This window comes from Aeromonas sp. s7(2024) (genome assembly GCF_040907825.1).
Lineage (GTDB): Bacteria > Pseudomonadota > Gammaproteobacteria > Enterobacterales > Aeromonadaceae > Aeromonas > Aeromonas veronii.
Genome location: NZ_JBFOCM010000023.1, coordinates 181669 through 198612 on the forward strand (window position 1 = coordinate 181669; position 16944 = coordinate 198612).

Below are 16944 nucleotides of genomic sequence, written 5' to 3' on the forward strand. Positions count from 1 at the left end.
TGCCCGTTTGTTTCTCTCGCCCAATAAAAATCCCCACCCGAGGGTGAGGATTGATTTATGGGGTGCAACCGTTTGGTGGCTTATTGTGCCAGCAGGTGACCGACCAGCTCATGACGCCACCCTTGCAGCAGCATCGGTTTGTCGCTGCGGGCCCGCTCTTTGTCGTTCATCCGCCAGCTCCAGGTGAAGTACTGGTGAATGATCTTCTTGCTGGCAATCAGCTCGGGCGGAATATTGCTGGCCTTGGCCTTCTCTTCCACCATGCCCTTGATGCGCTTGAGCTCGGCCTTGTACTGGGGGAAGTCCACAAGCCGGCGAATGGGCTCGGGCCAGCTGTCAGGATCGCTCTGCTGCGCCTTGGCGACAATATCGAGCATCCGCTTGCCGTGGATCTTGATCTCGATGGGCGAGAGGCCGAGCTCGTTGAGATCCCTCAGGGAGGCAGGACGACGCTCCGCCACCTTGAACAGGTGCAGCTCTTTCACCACAAAATTGAGGGCCAGATCCCGGCGCACCGCCTCTTGCTGGCGCCAGGCGGCCAGCTCGCGCAGAATGGCGAGCTCGCGGCGACCCAGTTGCCAAGCGTTGACGATGTCAAGATATGCCTGACGGGGATCGCTGCCCTGGGTCTTGCGGGCGGAGTGGTTCTGACACTCCTGCTCGAACCAGGCAAACTTGCCGCTTTCCCGCAGTTTGGCCATCACCTTCTCGTAGAGCGGCATCAGGTAGAAAACATCCGCTGCCGCGTATTCAAGCTGACGTGGCGTAAGCGGGCGGGCCAGCCAGTCGGTGCGCGCCTGATCTTTTTCCAGCTCGACCCCGAGGAATTCATTCACCAGCGCACCAAAGCCGACCGAAACGCCGTAACCGAGAAATGCGGTAGCCAGCTGGGTGTCGTGCATCTGGTTGGGCAGGTGACCTGCCTGATGCTGGATAAGCTCCAGATCTTCGCCAGAGGCGTGCAGGATGGCGATCTGCCCTTCCCTGCCCAGTCGCTGCCAGAGGGCGGAGAGATCCAGGGTCAGCGGATCCAGCAGCGCCAGATGCTCGCCGTCATAGATCTGGAACAGGCCAAGCTGGGGGTAGTAGGTACGGGTGCGAACGAATTCAGTATCGATAGCCAGGGGAACGTCGGCCAGAGAAGCGAGATACTGCTCAAGTTCGGCTTGCTGAGTGATAAGTTGATAGTGCATCTGTGCCTGCGCGGTTGATCAGGGCCAAAAAGAAAAAACCGTGGGATGACCCACGGTTTTGCATAACGACGGTGCTGGTTTGCAGAAGATTCTGCAGCCGCAGTCCGGTTATTGCTTGGCAATCTCCTCGTCGCGCAGTACGCGGCGCAGGATCTTGCCCACATTGGTCTTGGGAAGTTCGTCACGAAATTCTACCAGTTTCGGCACCTTATAGGCAGTCAGATGTTTGCGGCAGTGGGCAATAATCTCGTCCTCCTGCAATTTTGCATCTTTCTTGACCACAAAGATCTTCACCAGCTCGCCGGAGACCTTGTGCGGCACGCCGACGGCAGCCACTTCCAGCACTTTCGGGTGCAGGGCAACGACATCTTCGATCTCGTTCGGATAGACGTTGAAACCGGAGACCAGGATCATGTCCTTCTTGCGGTCAACGATCTTGAAGAAGCCCTGCTCGTCGCAGACGGCGATATCACCGGTACAGAGCCAGCCATCCTGCATCACTTCGGCGGTCGCCTCGGGACGCTGCCAGTAGCCCACCATCACCTGCGGGCCGCGCACCTGCATTTCGCCCGGGGTGCCGAGGGCGTGGATCACCTGACCGTTGTCATCTACCAGACGGATCTCGGTAGAGCAGACCGGCAGACCGATGGAACCGTTGTAATCAGTGAGATCGTAGGGGCAGACGCTCACCAGTGGCGAACACTCGGTCAGGCCATAGCCTTCCAGCAGCGGGGTATCGGTCAGTGTCTTCCACTTCTCCGCAACCACACGCTGCACTGCCATGCCGCCGCCGATGGTGAGCTTGAGCTTATCAAAGGCGATCCCCTGAAACTCTTCATTGTTGACCAGCGCATTGAACAGGGTGTTGACCCCGGTAATGCAGGTAAAGGGGTACTTCTTGATCTCTTTGACAAAACCCGGGATGTCGCGCGGGTTGCTGATCAGCAGGTTGTAACCACCGATGCGCATAAAGAGCAGGCAGTTCACGGTCAGGGCAAAGACGTGGTAGAGCGGCAGCGCGGTGACCACGAACTCCTTGCCACGCTCCAGCATGGGGCCGTAGACGCCGAGGCACTGCTCGACGTTGGCAATCATGTTGCGATGGGTCAGCATGGCCCCTTTGGAGAGGCCGGTGGTGCCACCGGTGTACTGCAGGAAGGCGAGATCGTCGTTGGTGATCTCTGGCTTGATGTACTGCAGGAAACGCCCCTTGGAGAGGGCCTGACGCATGGTGGTGGCGTGGGGCAGATTGTATTTCGGCACCAGCTTCTTGACGTACTTGACCACGAAGTTGACCAGGGTGCCCTTGGCCAGCCCCAGATTGTCCCCCATCCGGGTCAGGATAACGTGCTTGATCGGGGTGTCGTAGACCACTTTTTCCAGGGTATGGGCGAAGTTGGAGACGATGACGATGGCTTTGGCACCGGAATCTTTGAGCTGATGCTCCAGCTCACGCGGGGTATAGAGCGGGTTGACGTTGACCACGATCATGCCGGCGCGCAGGATGCCGAACACGGCGATGGGATATTGCAGCAGGTTAGGCATCATCACCGCAACCCGATCCCCTTTCTCCAGCTTCAGCTCGTTTTGCAGGTAGGCAGCAAAGGCGCGGGACTGCTCTTCCAATCGGCGGTAGGTGATGGTTTGGCCCATGTTGACGAAGGCGGGCTGATCGGCAAACTGGGTCACCGAGGATTCGAACATCTCGACCAGGGAGCTGTATTGGTCTGGATTGATCTCGGCGGGGACCCCTTCCGGATAACGTTTCAGCCAGACTTTTTCCACAAACTTCTCCTGCATAACTAGCACCTGTGCGCTCACTGTGTTGCCTCCGTCCCGGTTCACATCCATTTTAATCGGTTGTTTTAAGCTGATGCTCTAATGCCGCACATATTTACACAGTGCAACATCAATTAACAGCAAATTAACAACAGAAAAATGTGAGGGAGAAAACAAACCTGGAATTATTGAAAGCTGGCGATTCTACCGAACTTGACAAAACTTTACGATACAAACGGCCGTATCAACCGAATTTTCCATATGAAAATGGTGGTTTCCACCCAATATGACCCGCTCGATCTGCTGGAAGGCATCTTGACGGGCCTGCCATTGGGCTTCAAGCGCAGCAAAGCCCTGCTCCCCCTGAATCAACAGCACAGGACAACGGATAGCCGCCATAAGTGCCCGCGCCTGCCCTTCGCTCATTCTCAGGGGCGACAGATCCCGCAAACGGGGATCGCTGCGCCAGTGCCAGCGCCCTGCCCGCTCTTCAAGCTGCCGCTCACAGATAAGACGCGCCGCCTGCGGCGTGATATCCGCCACTTTGCAACGGGCGGCGACAGCCTCATCGATGGAGGCAAAGCCGTTGGCACTGCGCTCCCGGGTGCGACTACGGTTTAAAATCGCACGTCGCAGCTGGGCAGGTACCTCCTCATCGGGCTGGCTCAGCGGCCCCAGCCCCTCCAGCATGATCAACCGCTCCACCTGTTCGGGGAACACCCCGGCATAGGCGGAGGCGATCAGCGCCCCGAGGGAGTGACCGAGCAGAGTGAAACGCGACCAGCCCGCCGCCTGCACGATCTGGTAGAGATCGTCCAGCCAGTCGACAAAGACATAAGGGGTGGTTTTGTGACCGGAGTGACCGTGCCCCGGCAGATCGACACAGATGAGGTAAAAATCCCCCAGATGGGGCGCCAGCGGCAAGAAGCTGGCGCTATTGTCGAGCCAGCCGTGCAGGGCAATCAGCAGGGATTTGCCCTGCTGAGCCTGATCCGCGAGTTGATTCTCAAGCAGGGCCACCTGCCGACCATCTGCCAAGGTGAGCAGACGTTCGTGCAGAGTGCTTTTGATGCTCTTGATCATGGCAAGCCTTAGCGACGCAGCGGCCGTCTCGGCCAGAAGGGATCATAGAAGGGGTCATAGAAGTAGGGGTCCATATAGCGTACCTCCACCTCTTTGACTGGCGGCCACAGCTTGCTGCCCGTCACATTGAGCACAGAGAAGCGGTACTTGTGCTCGCCAATCTGGCTATCAACCGGTTTGCCTATGGTGCCAAGCACAGTCAGGCTGCGCCCCTTGGCATAGAGGGTCGGGTCGACAAAGCCCTTCATGATGGCCAGAAAACGGCCCGGGCTCTGCTCGGTCTGCTCCGGCACGCCGTTGGATTTAAGCGGCAGATAGACCACTTCAATGACGCTCTGATCCGCCTTGTTGTGCACCGCCGAGATAACGCCGCTCCAGCGGGCCGGTTTGCCCTCCATCCCGCCAAGGGCGGGCTGATAGGCCACCAGCTGGTTTTCTGGCTCATAGGCCAGCTCTTTAGGAACCGAGCTGCAGGCTCCGAGCAGCAGGGCCAGCGCCCCGACCACCAACCCGCGTTTCATCATGTCGCTTCTGGTATTACGCATCATGTCACTCTCCTGTTGCCGGCGTAGCCCGTCGGGCCATCCGCTTGTGTTGCAGCTGATGAGCGGCAAGAGCGACATGCTGTCAGTGCTCCTGCCCTTATTCGCGACCCGGCAGTTTTTTCCAGGTCACCTTGTCACGCAAATAAACCGGCGTAGCCTGCTCAACCGGCACCGCCTCCCCCGCCAGCCAGGCAGCGCGGGCCAGCGGCAGCATGTCCTCTGCCGCCGGGAAACGCACCTGGCTCACCGCCAGCTCATCGGCCAGACCACTCAGGGTCTCGCCATAGGTTTCAAAACCGGTGCCGACGCAGGTCACAGGGCCCGCCTGCTTGCCACGGGCGTCAACCAGTGCCGCGGGCTCGCTCACCACCTCGTCCCCCACCAGCTGCATGCGGCCATCAATCAGCTTATAGCGGCCGAAATAGACCTCGTTCATCCGCGCATCAATGGCGGTCAGCACCTGCTGGGCGCCATCCAGTCGATAGGCGCCTTGCGCCATGGCGGCCAGGGTCGAGATGCCAATCAGCGGCACCCCCGCACCAAACGCCAGACCTTGCGCCACACTGATGCCGATCCGCACGCCGGTAAAGGAGCCCGGACCACGGCCGAACGCGATGGCATCGAGGTCACTCAAACTTATCCCGGCATCCTCTAACACAGCCTGAACCATGGGCAGGATTTTTCGGGTGTGATCCCGTGGCGCCTCCTCCCAGCGGGAGAACAGCTTGTCACCCACCAGCAAGGCGGCGGAGCAGGCTTCGGTGGCGGTATCTACGGCCAGGATCTTCAACTCATTCATGCTTTCCAATCTCTATAAAATCAGTCAATTACATAACCGGCAAGCGAGATATGCTCACCCGTTGTTCAAATCTGTTAGCTGGCGGCACACTTATTCACCGCGATCGAAAAAGCTCCCCAGCGTTCCCAACTCCCGGGTACGGGGGATGGCGGGCAGACTCTTGATAAAGGTGGCACCGTAAGGTTTGTTGACCATGCGTGGATCACAGATCACCAGCACCCCGTGATCACTGCGATCACGAATAAGCCGCCCCACCCCCTGCTTGAGGGCAATCACCGCCTTGGGCAACTGCAACTCGGCGAAGGGATCACCCCCCTTAAGCTTGCAATCATCCACCCGCGCCTTGAGCAGCGGATCATCCGGGCTGGCAAACGGCAGTTTGTCGATGATAACACACGACAACGCCGCCCCTCGCACGTCGATCCCCTCCCAAAAACTGCTGGTCGCCACCAGCACGGCGCGGCCATTCTCGACAAACTCCTTGAGCAACCGCTGCTTGTTGTCCTCCCCCTGCAACAAGACGGTGCGACCGATCTCCCGGCGCAGTACCTCAGCCACCTGACGCATCACCTGATGGCTGGTGCAGAGGAAGAAACAGCCCCCTGGCGTCTTGTTGATGAGGGGGATCATCAGATTGGCCAGTTGCTCGCCACGGCCAAAGGCGTTGGGCTCCGGTAGATAACGGGGCACACAGAGCCGCGCCTGCTCGCCATAGTCGAACGGACTGTCGAGGATCAGCTCGGCGCTGCCCGCCAGCCCCAGCTCGGCCTTGAAGTGGTCAAACCGCATATCCACCGTCAGGGTGGCGGAAGTAAAGACCCAGGCCACTTCCGGTCTTTGCACCTCGGCACTGAATCGCTCGGCCACCGAGAGCGGCGTCAGATTGAGGGTGAAATGAAGCCGTGAGCAGTCGTACCAGTATGAGAAACCGGTCTGGTTGACCGCCAGCACTTCACCCAGGCGGGTGCGCAGCTCACTGATGCGCTCGAAGGCGTGATCCAGCTGCTCGCCACGGCCGAGAGCCAGTTTCAGCACCTCGTAACAGAGCCCGATGGCGTCGTTGAGACGAGCCAAGGCCTGACCCCAGAGCGGCTGGCGCAGCATGTCGCGGGTATTGCCGCGACCGCCATCCACTCCGAAGGCCAGACGCAGATCCTGACTGGCGATAGCGAGCCGGTCCGCCGCCTTGCCAAGCTGGGCCATGTCGTGGGCCTCTGCCCGATAGGCTAGCTGGATATCCTGCGCCAGATCCTGAATCGTTCGGCTGCCTACCGACTTGCCGAAGTAGTTGGTGGCGATCTCCGGCAGCTGATGGGCTTCATCAAACACATAGACTTGTGCTTCCGGCACCAACTCGCCAAATCCGGTGTCTTTCACCGCCATATCGGCGAAGAAGAGGTGGTGGTTGATCACCACCACCTGGGCATCCATGGCGCGGCGACGGGCTACCACCAGATGGCAGTCGTCGTAATAGGGGCAGTCGCGACCGAGACAGTTGTCGTTGGTGCTGGTGACGTGAGCGAGGATCTCGGCGTTCTCCTGCAATCCCGGAATATCCCCCACATCGCCGTTATCGGTGGCGGTGGACCAGGATTTGACCTTCACCAGATCGTTCAGGATTTCAGGCTTTTGCAGATGGGATTCGCTCAAGAGCCGGTTCATCCGCTCGATGCAGAGATAGTTGCTGCGCCCCTTGAGCAGGGCCACCGGCGGGGTGTAGGAGAGCGCCCCTGTGATGGTCGGAAGATCCCGATAGAAGAGCTGCTCCTGCAGGTTCTTGGAGCCGGTGCTGATCACCACCCGCTTGCCGGATTCCAGCGCAGGAACCAGATAGGCGTAGGTCTTGCCGGTACCGGTTCCTGCCTCCACCAGCAGACGGCCACCACTTTTGATGGCGCGCGCGACCGCTTCGGCCATCTCCAGTTGGGGAGCGCGGGCTTTGAAACCGTCGATATGGCTGGCCAGAGGGCCATCTGGCTTGAACAGGGTCTGGATGGTCAAAAGGGCGTCCCGCAGCAAAAGCGGCCATTATGCCAAAAGCGCGGCAAAAGCGGGACAGATAATCTGCCTAGACGAACAGATCGATCTGATGCTCGGGATCCGGCTTGTGATCGCCCTCCTCCGCCTTGGGCTGATCACGCTTGGCGGGCGTGCTATACGCCTGCTGGCGCTGCTGGGAGTCACTGTTGTCAGTGCTGGTCTTGCGCAGCTGGTGCTTTTTGCTGATCTGATTTACTTCCCGCTTGATCTCTTCGCTGCCGGGCGCAGCGGGCGCCCGGGGCAAAATGGGGAACAACAGGTCCTGGCTGGGCATGATGGCGACTCCTGCAGGGGTTATTGTCTAGTTATCGACCAGAAAACCGTTTTCGCCACTTTAATCGATCAAATCACATTTTCGGGTTGCATTTTCTGTCAAGGCAGGTAGTTTAAATCAGGCGTCAATTACGACATCTTATTTTGTAAAGGATTGATTACATGAAGTTCACCACCCTGAAGACTCATCACCACCACCATCATCCCGACTAGTCTTTCAGGAGGTTGACTGCTGGAAGACACTTAACTGGTGACTTCCAAAAGGACCGCAAGATTCATAAACCCTCGGAAGCACCCACTTCCGAGGGTTTTTTCGTTTTTGACTAGAAGGAAATCGAGCAATGGAAACACAACGTCTGCGTATCGCCATGCAAAAGTCCGGTCGTCTGAGCCAGGACTCCCAAGCCCTGTTCAAGAGCTGTGGCCTGAAAATCAACCTGCGCGAGCAGCGACTTATCGCCCATGTCGAGAACATGCCCATCGATATCCTGCGGGTGCGTGATGACGACATCCCGGGTCTGGTGATGGAAGGGGTGGTCGATCTTGGCATCATCGGCGAAAACGTGCTGGAAGAGGTGCAGCTTATTCGCGCCTCACAGGGCCTCCCCTTCGAGGTCAAAACCCTCAAGCAGCTGGACTTTGGTGGCTGCCGCCTTTCGCTGGCGGTGCCGGAAGATGTGAACTACACAGGGCCAGCGAGCCTTGCCGGCAAGCGCATCGCCACCTCCTACCCCGGGTTGCTCAAGCGCTTCTTTGACGACAAGGGGCTCGGCTTCAAGAGCGTGATGCTGGGCGGCTCGGTGGAAGTGGCACCCCGCGCAGGCCTGGCCGATGCCATCTGCGATCTGGTCTCCACCGGTGCGACTCTCGAGGCTAACGGCCTGAAAGAGGTAGAGGTGATCTACCGCTCCAAGGCGGTACTGGTACAGGCCCCCAACCCCTTGTCCGATGCCAAGCAGAAGCTCATCGACAAACTGCTACCCCGCATTCAGGGGATGCAGCAGGCCCGCGAGAGCAAGTACATCATGCTGCACGCCCCCAAGGACAAGCTCGATGCCATCACCGATCTGCTGCCGGGTGCCGAGCGCCCCACCATCATGCAACTGGCCGGTGACACCAATCAGGTGGCGCTGCACGTCGTCTCCAGCGAGACCCTGTTCTGGGAGACCATGGAGCAGCTCAAGGCTCTGGGTGCCAGCTCCATTCTGGTGCTGCCCATCGAAAAAATGATGGAATAAGGAAGGGACAACATGCAGACCCTGATCTGGAAGACCCTCTCCCCCGCCCAGCAGGCCGACGTGCTGACCCGACCGGCCTTGAGTGACGAGGCCGATATCGGGCTCGTGGTGCGAGATATCATCGCCGCGGTGCGCAGCCGTGGCGATGAGGCCCTGCGCGAGCTGAGCCTGCGCTTCGAGCGCGCCCCCCGTGAGCAGTTGCGCGTTAGCGAGGCTGAAATTGAAGCCGCCTGCGCGCGGCTGGATGACGACATCAAAAGCGCCATCGAAGCGGCCATTGCCAACATTCGAACCTTCCATGCCGCACAAGTACAGCCGGTGGTAAGAGTGGAAACCCAACCAGGTGTGGTGTGCGAGCTGCGCACCCAGCCCATCAGTCGGGTCGGCCTCTATGTGCCGGGGGGCAGCGCGCCGCTCCCCTCCACCGTGATGATGCTGGCCATTCCGGCGGCTATCGCCGGTTGCCGTGAAGTGGTGCTCTGCACCCCGTCCCCCGCCAGCGACGAGATCCTGTTTGCCGCCCGCGCCTGCGGCGTCGAGAAGGTGTTCGCCATCGGCGGCGCCCAGGCCATCGCGGCTATGGCTTACGGCACCGAGAGCATCCCCAAGGTGGACAAGATCTTCGGCCCGGGCAACGCCTATGTGACCGAAGCCAAGGGGCAGGTATCCCGCGACTGGCGCGGCGCCGCCATCGATATGCCCGCCGGCCCCTCCGAGGTGCTGGTGATTGCCGACGAGAGCGCCAACCCCGCCTTCGTGGCAGCGGATCTGCTCTCCCAGGCCGAGCACGGCCCCGACAGCCAGGTGGTGCTGGTCACCACCTCGCCGCTGCTGGCCGATGCCATCGCAGGGGAAATCAAGCGCCAGCTGGCCAAGTTGAGCCGCCGCGATATCGCCGCGCAGGCGCTCGGCAGCAGTCTGGTGATCCTCTGTGACGATCTGGCCGAGGCATGTGTCATCTCCAACGCCTACGCGCCGGAGCACCTGCTTGTGCAGACCCGCGACCCCCGTGATCTGCTGGATAAACTCGAGAACGCCGGTTCCATTTTTCTGGGAGCATGGACCCCCGAGTCGGTCGGCGATTACGCCAGCGGCACCAACCACACCTTGCCCACCTACGGCTATGCCCGCACCTGCTCCAGCCTTGGCCTCGCCGATTATCAGCGCCGCTACACGGTGCAGGAGCTGAGCGCCGAAGGTATTCGCGGCCTTGGCCCTATCGTCGAGCGCATCGCAGAGGCCGAGGGGCTCGATGGCCATAAAAATGCCGTCACCCTCAGATTGAACGCCCTGGCCGCCGTGCCCCAACCAACAGCACAGCAGAAGGATTTGTCATGAGCATTGCCAATCTGGCGCGCCGCGTGGTGCGGGCCCTCACCCCTTATCAATCCGCCCGCCGCATCGGCGGCAAGGGCCACGTCTGGCTCAACGCCAACGAGGCGCCGCAGGCCTATCCCTTCACCATCGAGGGGAGCCGTCTCAACCGCTACCCCGAGTGCCAACCGGCCGAGGTGGTGAACGGCTATGCCGCCTACGCCGGGGTTAATCCGGATCAGGTGCTGGTGAGCCGCGGCGCCGATGAGGCCATCGAGCTGCTTATTCGCACCTTCTGCGAAGCGGGTGAAGATCAGATCCTCATCTGTCCGCCCACCTACGGCATGTACGCCATCAGCGCCGAGACCTGTGGCGTGGGCATCGTCGAGCAGCCGCTGACCGCCAGCCGCCAGCCCGACTGGCCCGCCATCGCCGATCGCCTCGGCGATGTGAAGCTGGTGTTTCTCTGCTCCCCCAACAACCCCACCGGGGATCTGGTGGGGCGCGATGGCCTCATCGCCCTGCTGGAGAAGGCCAAGGATCGCGCCATCGTGGTGGTGGACGAAGCCTATATCGAGTTCTGCCCGGAAGCGTCCGTAGTGGACCTGCTGGCCCGCTTCCCCAATCTGGTGGTGACCCGCACCCTCTCCAAGGCTTTTGCGCTGGCGGGGATCCGCTGCGGCTTTACGCTGGCAAGCCCCGAGGTGATCGCCATGCTGGCCAAGGTGATCGCCCCCTATCCCATCCCCGAGCCCATCGCCCAGATCGCGGCGCAGGCCCTCTCCCCCATGGGGCTGGAGCTGATGCAGGAGCGAGTGATGGAGCTCAACAAGCAAAAGGCCGCCTTCAAGGCAGAGCTGGCCAAGCTTGCCTGCGTCAAAGCGGTGTTCGAGGACAAGGGCAACTTCGTGCTGGTGCGCTTTGTGGATGGCGCCGCCGTCTTTGCCGCCATGAAGGCCGCTGGCATCATACTGCGGGATTTCTCGACCAAACCCGGCTTGGATAACAGCATTCGCGTCACCATCGGCTATCAGGGCGAGATGGATGCCGTGCTGGCGGTACTGCGTGATCTGCCCTCTCCCACTTTGTAAGACAAGGATGTAGCGATGAAGACCCCGTTTTTGTTTATCGACCGCGACGGCACCCTGATTGAAGAGCCGGTGACCGACAAGCAGGTGGATAGCCTCGCCAAGCTTCGCTTCGAGCCCATGGTCATTCCGGTGCTGCGCGAGTTGCAGACCGCCGGCTACGTGCTGGTGATGGTGACCAATCAGGACGGGCTGGGCACCGCCAGCCTGCCGCTGGAGAACTTCCAGCCCCCCCACGACCTGATGATGCACCTGTTTGAATCGCAAGGGGTGAAGTGGGAGCAGGTGTTGATCTGCCCGCACTTCCCCACCGACGGTTGCAGCTGCCGCAAGCCCCACCTCGGGCTGGTGAAGGAGTATCTCGCCTCGGGTCGCATCGACTTTACCAACTCCTTCGTGATTGGCGATCGCCAGACCGATCTGCAACTCGCCGAGAATATGGGCATTGGCGGTATTCGCTACCACCCGCAGGATCACGACTGGCTCGCCATCCGTGATCAGCTGTTATCCAAAGGACGAGTAGCCGAAGTAGAACGTTACACCAAAGAGACCCGCATTCAGGTAGCTGTTGACTTGGACAAGAGCGGCGGCAACCAGATCGCCACCGGTATCGGCTTCTTTGATCACATGCTGGATCAGATTGCCACCCACGCCGGTTTCCAGCTCAAGCTGAACGTCAGCGGCGATCTGCATATTGACGATCACCACACGGTAGAGGATGTGGGACTGGCCCTCGGTCAGGCGCTGCGTCAGGCCCTTGGCAACAAGCGCGGCATCGGCCGTTTCGGTTTTGTGCTGGCGATGGACGAGGTGCAGGCAGTGATCGATGCGCGCCCGCTGACCGAGCAGGAGGTGAGCACCGCGCTGGATCTCAGCGGCCGCCCCTACTTCGTGTTTGACTGCCCGAGCGGCTTTGGCCGTGACAACGTGGGCGCGATGGCCACCGAAATGGTGCCCCACTTCTTCCGCTCCCTCTCGGACGCCATGGCCATCACATTGCAGATGAAGGTGGGCAGCGGCAATACCCACCATCAGGTGGAGGCGCTGTTCAAAGGCTTTGGCCGCGCCCTGCGTCAGGCTATTCGGGTGGAAGGAAGCGAGCTTCCCTCCAGCAAGGGAGTGCTGTGATGGATGTGAGCAAGCAGAAACTGGTCATTATCGACACCGGCTGTGCCAATTTGGCCTCGGTCAGGATGGCGTTCGAGCGCCTCGGCGTGCAGCCGCTGGTCTCAAGCCAGGCAGCCGATATCGAGCAGGCGGACAAGCTGATCCTGCCGGGTGTCGGCACCGCGGTGGCCGCCATGAAAAACCTCAACGAGCGCGGGCTGATACCGCTAATTCGCGCCGCCAAGCAGCCGCTGCTGGGCTTTTGCCTCGGCATGCAGATGCTGGCGGAGGCCTCCGAAGAGAGCATGAGTACGGATGACCCGTCAGAGCGGCTTATCGACTGCCTTGGCATTGTGCCGGGCAAGATCCGGTTGATGGAAGTCGGCAATCTGCGCCTGCCCCATATGGGTTGGAACCAGATTGAGCATGACGAGACCCATCCTCTGCTCAAGGGGATCCCGAGCGGCAGCTACTTCTACTTCGTTCACTCCTATGCGCTGGAGGTGACCGAAGCGACGCTGGCGACCTGTGACTACGGCCAGCCGTTTACCGCCATCGTCGGTGGGGTTGCAGAGCACAGCAACTTCTTCGGCGCCCAATTCCACCCGGAGCGCTCAGGCGCAGCCGGTGCCCGTTTGCTGCAAAATTTTCTGGAGCTGTGACTAGCATGATCATTCCCGCAATTGACCTTATCAACGGTCAGGTAGTTCGCCTCTATCAGGGGGACTACGAGCAGAAGACCGAATACAGCAGCAGCCCGCAGGCCCGCTTCGACGAATATGTCTCTCAGGGGGCGGTGCAGCTCCATCTGGTGGATCTGGACGGTGCCAAGGATGCCAAGGCGCGCCAGCTCCCCCTGCTGACCCAGCTGCTGTCGGCCACCGAAGCACCGGTGCAAGTCGGTGGCGGCGTGCGCACCGAACAGGATGTGGCAGACCTCTTGGCCGCCGGTGCCAGCCGGGTGGTGATTGGCTCCACCGCCGTCAAATCCCCGGATCTGGTGGCGAGCTGGATGGAGAAATATGGCCCCGAGCAGATAGTGCTGGCGCTGGACGTCAATATCGATGAGCAGGGCAATCGCCATATCGCTGTGGCAGGCTGGCAGGAGAACAGCGGTGTGACCATTGAAGCGCTGATCGAGCGCTTCCTCCCCGCCGGGCTCAAGCATGTGCTCTGTACCGACATCAGCCGTGACGGCACCCTGGCTGGCACCAACGTCGAGCTCTATCGGGATCTCTGCGCCCGCTACCCGAGCGTCGCTTTTCAGGCTTCCGGCGGCATTGGCGGCATCGCGGATATCGAGGCGCTCAAGGGCTCCGGCGTCAAGGGGATCATCCTTGGCCGCGCCCTGCTGGAGGGCAAGTTCTCGGTAGGTGACGCCATCGCCTGCTGGCAAGCCCCCGCAGCCGACACCACAGGAGGCAACTGATGCTGGCAAGACGCATTATCCCCTGCCTCGACGTGAAAGATGGCGTGGTGGTCAAAGGGGTGCAATTTCGTAACCACGAGGTGATGGGCGGCATAGTCGAGCTGGCGCGCCGCTACGCCGAAGAGGGCGCTGACGAGTTGGTGTTCTATGACATCACCGCCTCCAGCGATGCCCGGGTGGTGGACAAAAGCTGGGTGAGCCGGGTGGCAGAGGTGATCGATATCCCCTTCTGCGTCGCCGGTGGCATCAAAAGCGTTGAGGATGCCCGCCAGATCCTCGAATTTGGCGCCGACAAGGTCTCCATCAACTCCCCTGCGCTGGCCGACCCGACCCTGATCAGCCGACTGGCCGAGCGCTTTGGCGTGCAGTGCGTGGTGGTGGGCATTGACTCCTACTTCGACGCCGACACGGGCCACTATCAGGTCAAACAGTTTACCGGCGACGAGAGTCGCACCCGCACCACCGCTTGGCACACCCTCGATTGGGTGCAGGAGGTGCAAAAACGCGGCGCGGGCGAAATCGTGCTGAACGTGATGAATCAGGACGGCATGCGCCAAGGTTATGATCTCGACCAGCTCAAGCTGGTACGCAGCGTCTGCAAGGTGCCGCTGATTGCCTCCGGCGGCGCCGGTGCCATGGCGCACTTTCGCGATGCCTTTACCCTCGCCGATGTGGACGGGGCGCTGGCTGCCTCTGTATTCCACAAGGGCCTTATCCCCATTCCCGAATTGAAACGCTGGCTAAAAACCGAAGGAGTCGCCATCCGTGAATAACTTCTCAGATAACACACAAGCAACCGCCAGCGCGCGCCCCCTCGCCGAACAACTCGACTGGGAAAAGTGTAAATGCGCCATGATCCCCCGCCCTGAGTGCCGGTCTGATAATAGAGGAGCCGATACCCGTGCATAATTCCAACTTATTAATTGAAGAGCTCGACTGGGAAAAGTGTGACGGCATGATCCCCGCCATCGTCCAGCACGCCGCCAGCGGCGAGGTGCTGATGCAGGGCTTTATGACCCGTGAAGCGCTGGAAAAGACCCAGACTACCGGTCAGGTCACCTTCTTTAGCCGCAGCAAACAGCGGCTCTGGACCAAGGGTGAAAGCTCGGGCAATATGCTCCAACTCGTGGCCATCAGCACCGACTGCGATCAGGATTCCCTGCTGATTGCCGCCAACCCCGTCGGCCCCACTTGCCACAAGGGCACTACCTCCTGCTTTAACGGCCACCCTCTGCCACCGCTCGGTTTTTTGGCAGAGCTGGAGCAGGTGCTGGCTTCTCGCAAAGGGGCCGATCCAGCCACCAGCTACACCGCCAGCCTCTACGGCAAAGGCACCAAGCGCATCGCCCAGAAGGTAGGTGAGGAAGGTGTCGAAGTGGCGCTGGCCGCCATGGCCAAGGATCGGGAGGAGCTCATTAACGAATCCGCCGATCTGCTCTACCACCTGACCGTGCTGTTGCAAAACGAAGGGCTGGGATTACAGGATGTCGTTCAGCGGCTTTATGAGCGGCATAATAAATAACTGCATATTGATAGATGGGCGTTTAGCCCATCTATCATAATAACAAAGTTGATAATTCGACCAACTCTATATAGTCAGAATTTCCCAACCCTTTACTTTTCAGACATACTTGATAATACACACCGCTGTCATCACACCTGACATCTGATTTTATAACAGTTATCTGATTCATTTCATTCAGCGCATACTTATTACTAGATAAGTAGTAATCATTGAGTGTTTTGTGAACCTGTATTATATATGCATAAAAGTCATCCACTTTCCAAACCACCTTTTCATTGCATCCTGACTGAACACCAGACCAATAACTAATCGTTAATGGCAGTTTAGCCTTACTTTTAAATGACAGCACAGTATCTTTATTCAGACTAATATTAGCAATCTCAGCATCTAAGAGAATACCACCATTACGAAGAATCATATATGCCGTAGAAACTTTTGAGTGCATAATAAGTAAGGCCGATAAATAGATAATGTCTATGGAATTCTCCGATACTGAATGCAATATAGCAAACAAAGTATCTAGGAATGACTCAACCTCTCTTGCAGAGAGATGGTATGCATCAACAATTTTTGCAAGTGTTTTAGAAAAGTCATTAGCATCTGAAAAGCAATGAAATGTTTTACTACATAAAAGCTCAAACCGATCCGCAACAAACTCTTCTATGAGAAAATGACTAGGGCATTTATTCAAATAAAAACGTCGTTTGAAAAATCTCCCCAAGTAAGTCTGGGCATCAAACCCACCGCCATAAATTACCTTGATGGCATGTTGCAACTGCTCGGTATCCGTTGCCAATACAAAAACAACTTTGGGAATGTCGAATATATGCTTGATTGTTTCCAGCATTTCTACCGCATAGGAGGGGCGGCAGCGATCCAGTTCATCAATCAAAATAAAAGCGGGATAATCCAGCTCTCCATTACCTAAAACAACAGCACCTTCAACCCATTGCCGTATCTCTTGTTTAAGATACTGGATAGATTCATAACGCTCTTTCTGATTGCTGCATAAGGCATCGACCAGCAGATTGGCATCCTCCCCTTCCAGAGAGAAATCATCTTCTTCCAATCCAGCTTTTTTGATTGCCGCTTTCAGGGCCAATTTGCCACCCACTTTAAACAATCCCAGCAGCCGCTGACGCATTCCTTCTGGAATCGGGTTTTCTTTTCCCGCAATCATTTTTAACTGGTCGATAATCGATGAAATAACCGTCAATAAGGGATCATCGGAAAAATCCTGTTGCCAAGCATCGATATAGACGGTGGGATAGTGCGCTTTGAGCTCCATATACCAGCGCTTGATAAACCAGGTTTTACCCGCCCCCCATTCGGCATTGAGGTTAAGCACATAGTTGCGCTGCTTGCCTTCGGCGGCCAGGTATTTAGTCAGAAATTCGGCATAGCGGGCGCGATCCAGCCGATCGGCACTCAAGATCTCTTCGCTACCCGCAATGGCCCCCGGCCCGTCCCACTGAACTGCGTCATCCCAATTAAACGGTGCCACTGCCATCTCGTATCTCTCCATATTGCG

16 protein-coding genes and 1 other annotated feature are annotated in these 16944 nt (G+C 58.7%); of the genes, 8 read left to right on the forward strand and 8 right to left on the reverse strand.

What is annotated here, in order from left to right; all coding sequences use genetic code 11:
• Nucleotides 1–80: 80 nt before the first annotated feature.
• The 7 genes from rnd to AB5Y73_RS10580 form a co-directional block, all read right to left on the reverse strand.
• A complete protein-coding gene (gene rnd / locus AB5Y73_RS10550) occupies nucleotides 81–1193 on the reverse strand; it encodes a ribonuclease D (protein ID WP_107683017.1) in 1113 nt (370 codons plus the stop codon).
• Nucleotides 1194–1301: 108 nt separating this feature from the next.
• Nucleotides 1302–2978 (reverse strand): long-chain-fatty-acid--CoA ligase FadD, encoded by a 1677-nt coding sequence (gene fadD, locus AB5Y73_RS10555; RefSeq protein ID WP_181497736.1) that lies wholly within the window; start codon nucleotides 2976–2978, stop codon nucleotides 1302–1304.
• A 198-nt stretch (nucleotides 2979–3176) separates the two neighbouring features.
• On the reverse strand, nucleotides 3177–4055 hold the full coding sequence (locus tag AB5Y73_RS10560; protein ID WP_181497326.1) for an alpha/beta fold hydrolase: 879 nt from the start codon (nucleotides 4053–4055) through the stop codon (nucleotides 3177–3179).
• A gap of 8 nt (nucleotides 4056–4063) precedes the next feature.
• Nucleotides 4064–4579: a Slp family lipoprotein gene (locus AB5Y73_RS10565; protein ID WP_167556559.1), complete on the reverse strand. Its 516-nt coding sequence runs from the start codon at nucleotides 4577–4579 to the stop codon at nucleotides 4064–4066.
• Nucleotides 4580–4697: 118 nt separating this feature from the next.
• The gene (gene tsaB / locus AB5Y73_RS10570; RefSeq protein ID WP_181497327.1) at nucleotides 4698–5399 is read right to left on the reverse strand and encodes a tRNA (adenosine(37)-N6)-threonylcarbamoyltransferase complex dimerization subunit type 1 TsaB; all 702 of its coding nucleotides are present in this window, start codon (nucleotides 5397–5399) and stop codon (nucleotides 4698–4700) included.
• Between the two features lie 90 nt (nucleotides 5400–5489).
• The gene (locus tag AB5Y73_RS10575) at nucleotides 5490–7400 is read right to left on the reverse strand and encodes an ATP-dependent DNA helicase (RefSeq protein ID WP_058056828.1); all 1911 of its coding nucleotides are present in this window, start codon (nucleotides 7398–7400) and stop codon (nucleotides 5490–5492) included.
• Nucleotides 7401–7467: 67 nt separating this feature from the next.
• Complete coding sequence (locus AB5Y73_RS10580) at nucleotides 7468–7713, reverse strand: hypothetical protein (protein ID WP_005336755.1); 246 nt, start codon at nucleotides 7711–7713, stop codon at nucleotides 7468–7470.
• Between the two features lie 187 nt (nucleotides 7714–7900).
• Nucleotides 7901–8025, forward strand: a sequence feature (His leader region).
• A 28-nt stretch (nucleotides 8026–8053) separates the two neighbouring features.
• Between AB5Y73_RS10580 and hisG the strand changes: the two genes are divergently transcribed.
• The 8 genes from hisG (at nucleotide 8054) to hisIE (ending at nucleotide 15410) form a co-directional block, all read left to right on the forward strand.
• On the forward strand, nucleotides 8054–8950 hold the full coding sequence (hisG, locus tag AB5Y73_RS10585; RefSeq protein ID WP_151285979.1) for an ATP phosphoribosyltransferase: 897 nt from the start codon (nucleotides 8054–8056) through the stop codon (nucleotides 8948–8950).
• A gap of 12 nt (nucleotides 8951–8962) precedes the next feature.
• Entirely contained in the window at nucleotides 8963–10288 is a 1326-nt protein-coding gene (gene hisD, locus AB5Y73_RS10590) for a histidinol dehydrogenase (RefSeq protein WP_279499629.1), read from the forward strand.
• Nucleotides 10285–11355 (forward strand): histidinol-phosphate transaminase, encoded by a 1071-nt coding sequence (gene hisC / locus AB5Y73_RS10595; RefSeq protein WP_181497329.1) that lies wholly within the window; start codon nucleotides 10285–10287, stop codon nucleotides 11353–11355. Before hisD ends, hisC begins: the two co-directional genes overlap by 4 nt.
• A 15-nt stretch (nucleotides 11356–11370) precedes the next feature.
• On the forward strand, nucleotides 11371–12480 hold the full coding sequence (gene hisB, locus AB5Y73_RS10600; RefSeq protein WP_118853866.1) for a bifunctional histidinol-phosphatase/imidazoleglycerol-phosphate dehydratase HisB: 1110 nt from the start codon (nucleotides 11371–11373) through the stop codon (nucleotides 12478–12480).
• Complete coding sequence (hisH, locus tag AB5Y73_RS10605) at nucleotides 12480–13121, forward strand: imidazole glycerol phosphate synthase subunit HisH (RefSeq protein WP_118853867.1); 642 nt, start codon at nucleotides 12480–12482, stop codon at nucleotides 13119–13121. Before hisB ends, hisH begins: the two co-directional genes overlap by 1 nt.
• Before the next feature lie 5 nt (nucleotides 13122–13126).
• Nucleotides 13127–13888, forward strand: a complete 762-nt coding sequence (gene hisA, locus AB5Y73_RS10610; protein WP_042030922.1) for a 1-(5-phosphoribosyl)-5-[(5-phosphoribosylamino)methylideneamino]imidazole-4-carboxamide isomerase — start codon at nucleotides 13127–13129, stop codon at nucleotides 13886–13888.
• Nucleotides 13888–14661, forward strand: coding sequence for an imidazole glycerol phosphate synthase subunit HisF (gene hisF, locus AB5Y73_RS10615; RefSeq protein ID WP_005345639.1), 774 nt, complete (start codon nucleotides 13888–13890; stop codon nucleotides 14659–14661). Before hisA ends, hisF begins: the two co-directional genes overlap by 1 nt.
• Before the next feature lie 128 nt (nucleotides 14662–14789).
• Nucleotides 14790–15410 (forward strand): bifunctional phosphoribosyl-AMP cyclohydrolase/phosphoribosyl-ATP diphosphatase HisIE, encoded by a 621-nt coding sequence (gene hisIE / locus AB5Y73_RS10620; protein ID WP_265781861.1) that lies wholly within the window; start codon nucleotides 14790–14792, stop codon nucleotides 15408–15410.
• Nucleotides 15411–15444: 34 nt separating this feature from the next.
• On the opposite strand, the gene AB5Y73_RS10625 is transcribed toward hisIE, so the two are convergent.
• Nucleotides 15445–16923, reverse strand: a complete 1479-nt coding sequence (locus AB5Y73_RS10625) for a P-loop NTPase fold protein (protein WP_234829654.1) — start codon at nucleotides 16921–16923, stop codon at nucleotides 15445–15447.
• Between the last annotated feature and the right edge of the window lie 21 nt (nucleotides 16924–16944).

Coding starts and splice junctions, on each gene's coding strand:
- rnd (WP_107683017.1), bottom strand. CDS start 1,193: ATGCACTATCAACTTATCACTCAGCAAGCCGAACTTGAGCAGTATCTC.
- AB5Y73_RS10560 (WP_181497326.1), bottom strand. CDS start 4,055: ATGATCAAGAGCATCAAAAGCACTCTGCACGAACGTCTGCTCACCTTG.
- AB5Y73_RS10565 (WP_167556559.1), bottom strand. CDS start 4,579: ATGATGAAACGCGGGTTGGTGGTCGGGGCGCTGGCCCTGCTGCTCGGA.
- tsaB (WP_181497327.1), bottom strand. CDS start 5,399: ATGAATGAGTTGAAGATCCTGGCCGTAGATACCGCCACCGAAGCCTGC.
- AB5Y73_RS10580 (WP_005336755.1), bottom strand. CDS start 7,713: ATGCCCAGCCAGGACCTGTTGTTCCCCATTTTGCCCCGGGCGCCCGCT.
- hisG (WP_151285979.1), top strand. CDS start 8,054: ATGGAAACACAACGTCTGCGTATCGCCATGCAAAAGTCCGGTCGTCTG.
- hisD (WP_279499629.1), top strand. CDS start 8,963: ATGCAGACCCTGATCTGGAAGACCCTCTCCCCCGCCCAGCAGGCCGAC.
- hisC (WP_181497329.1), top strand. CDS start 10,285: ATGAGCATTGCCAATCTGGCGCGCCGCGTGGTGCGGGCCCTCACCCCT.
- hisB (WP_118853866.1), top strand. CDS start 11,371: ATGAAGACCCCGTTTTTGTTTATCGACCGCGACGGCACCCTGATTGAA.
- hisH (WP_118853867.1), top strand. CDS start 12,480: ATGGATGTGAGCAAGCAGAAACTGGTCATTATCGACACCGGCTGTGCC.
- hisA (WP_042030922.1), top strand. CDS start 13,127: ATGATCATTCCCGCAATTGACCTTATCAACGGTCAGGTAGTTCGCCTC.
- hisF (WP_005345639.1), top strand. CDS start 13,888: ATGCTGGCAAGACGCATTATCCCCTGCCTCGACGTGAAAGATGGCGTG.
- AB5Y73_RS10625 (WP_234829654.1), bottom strand. CDS start 16,923: ATGGCAGTGGCACCGTTTAATTGGGATGACGCAGTTCAGTGGGACGGG.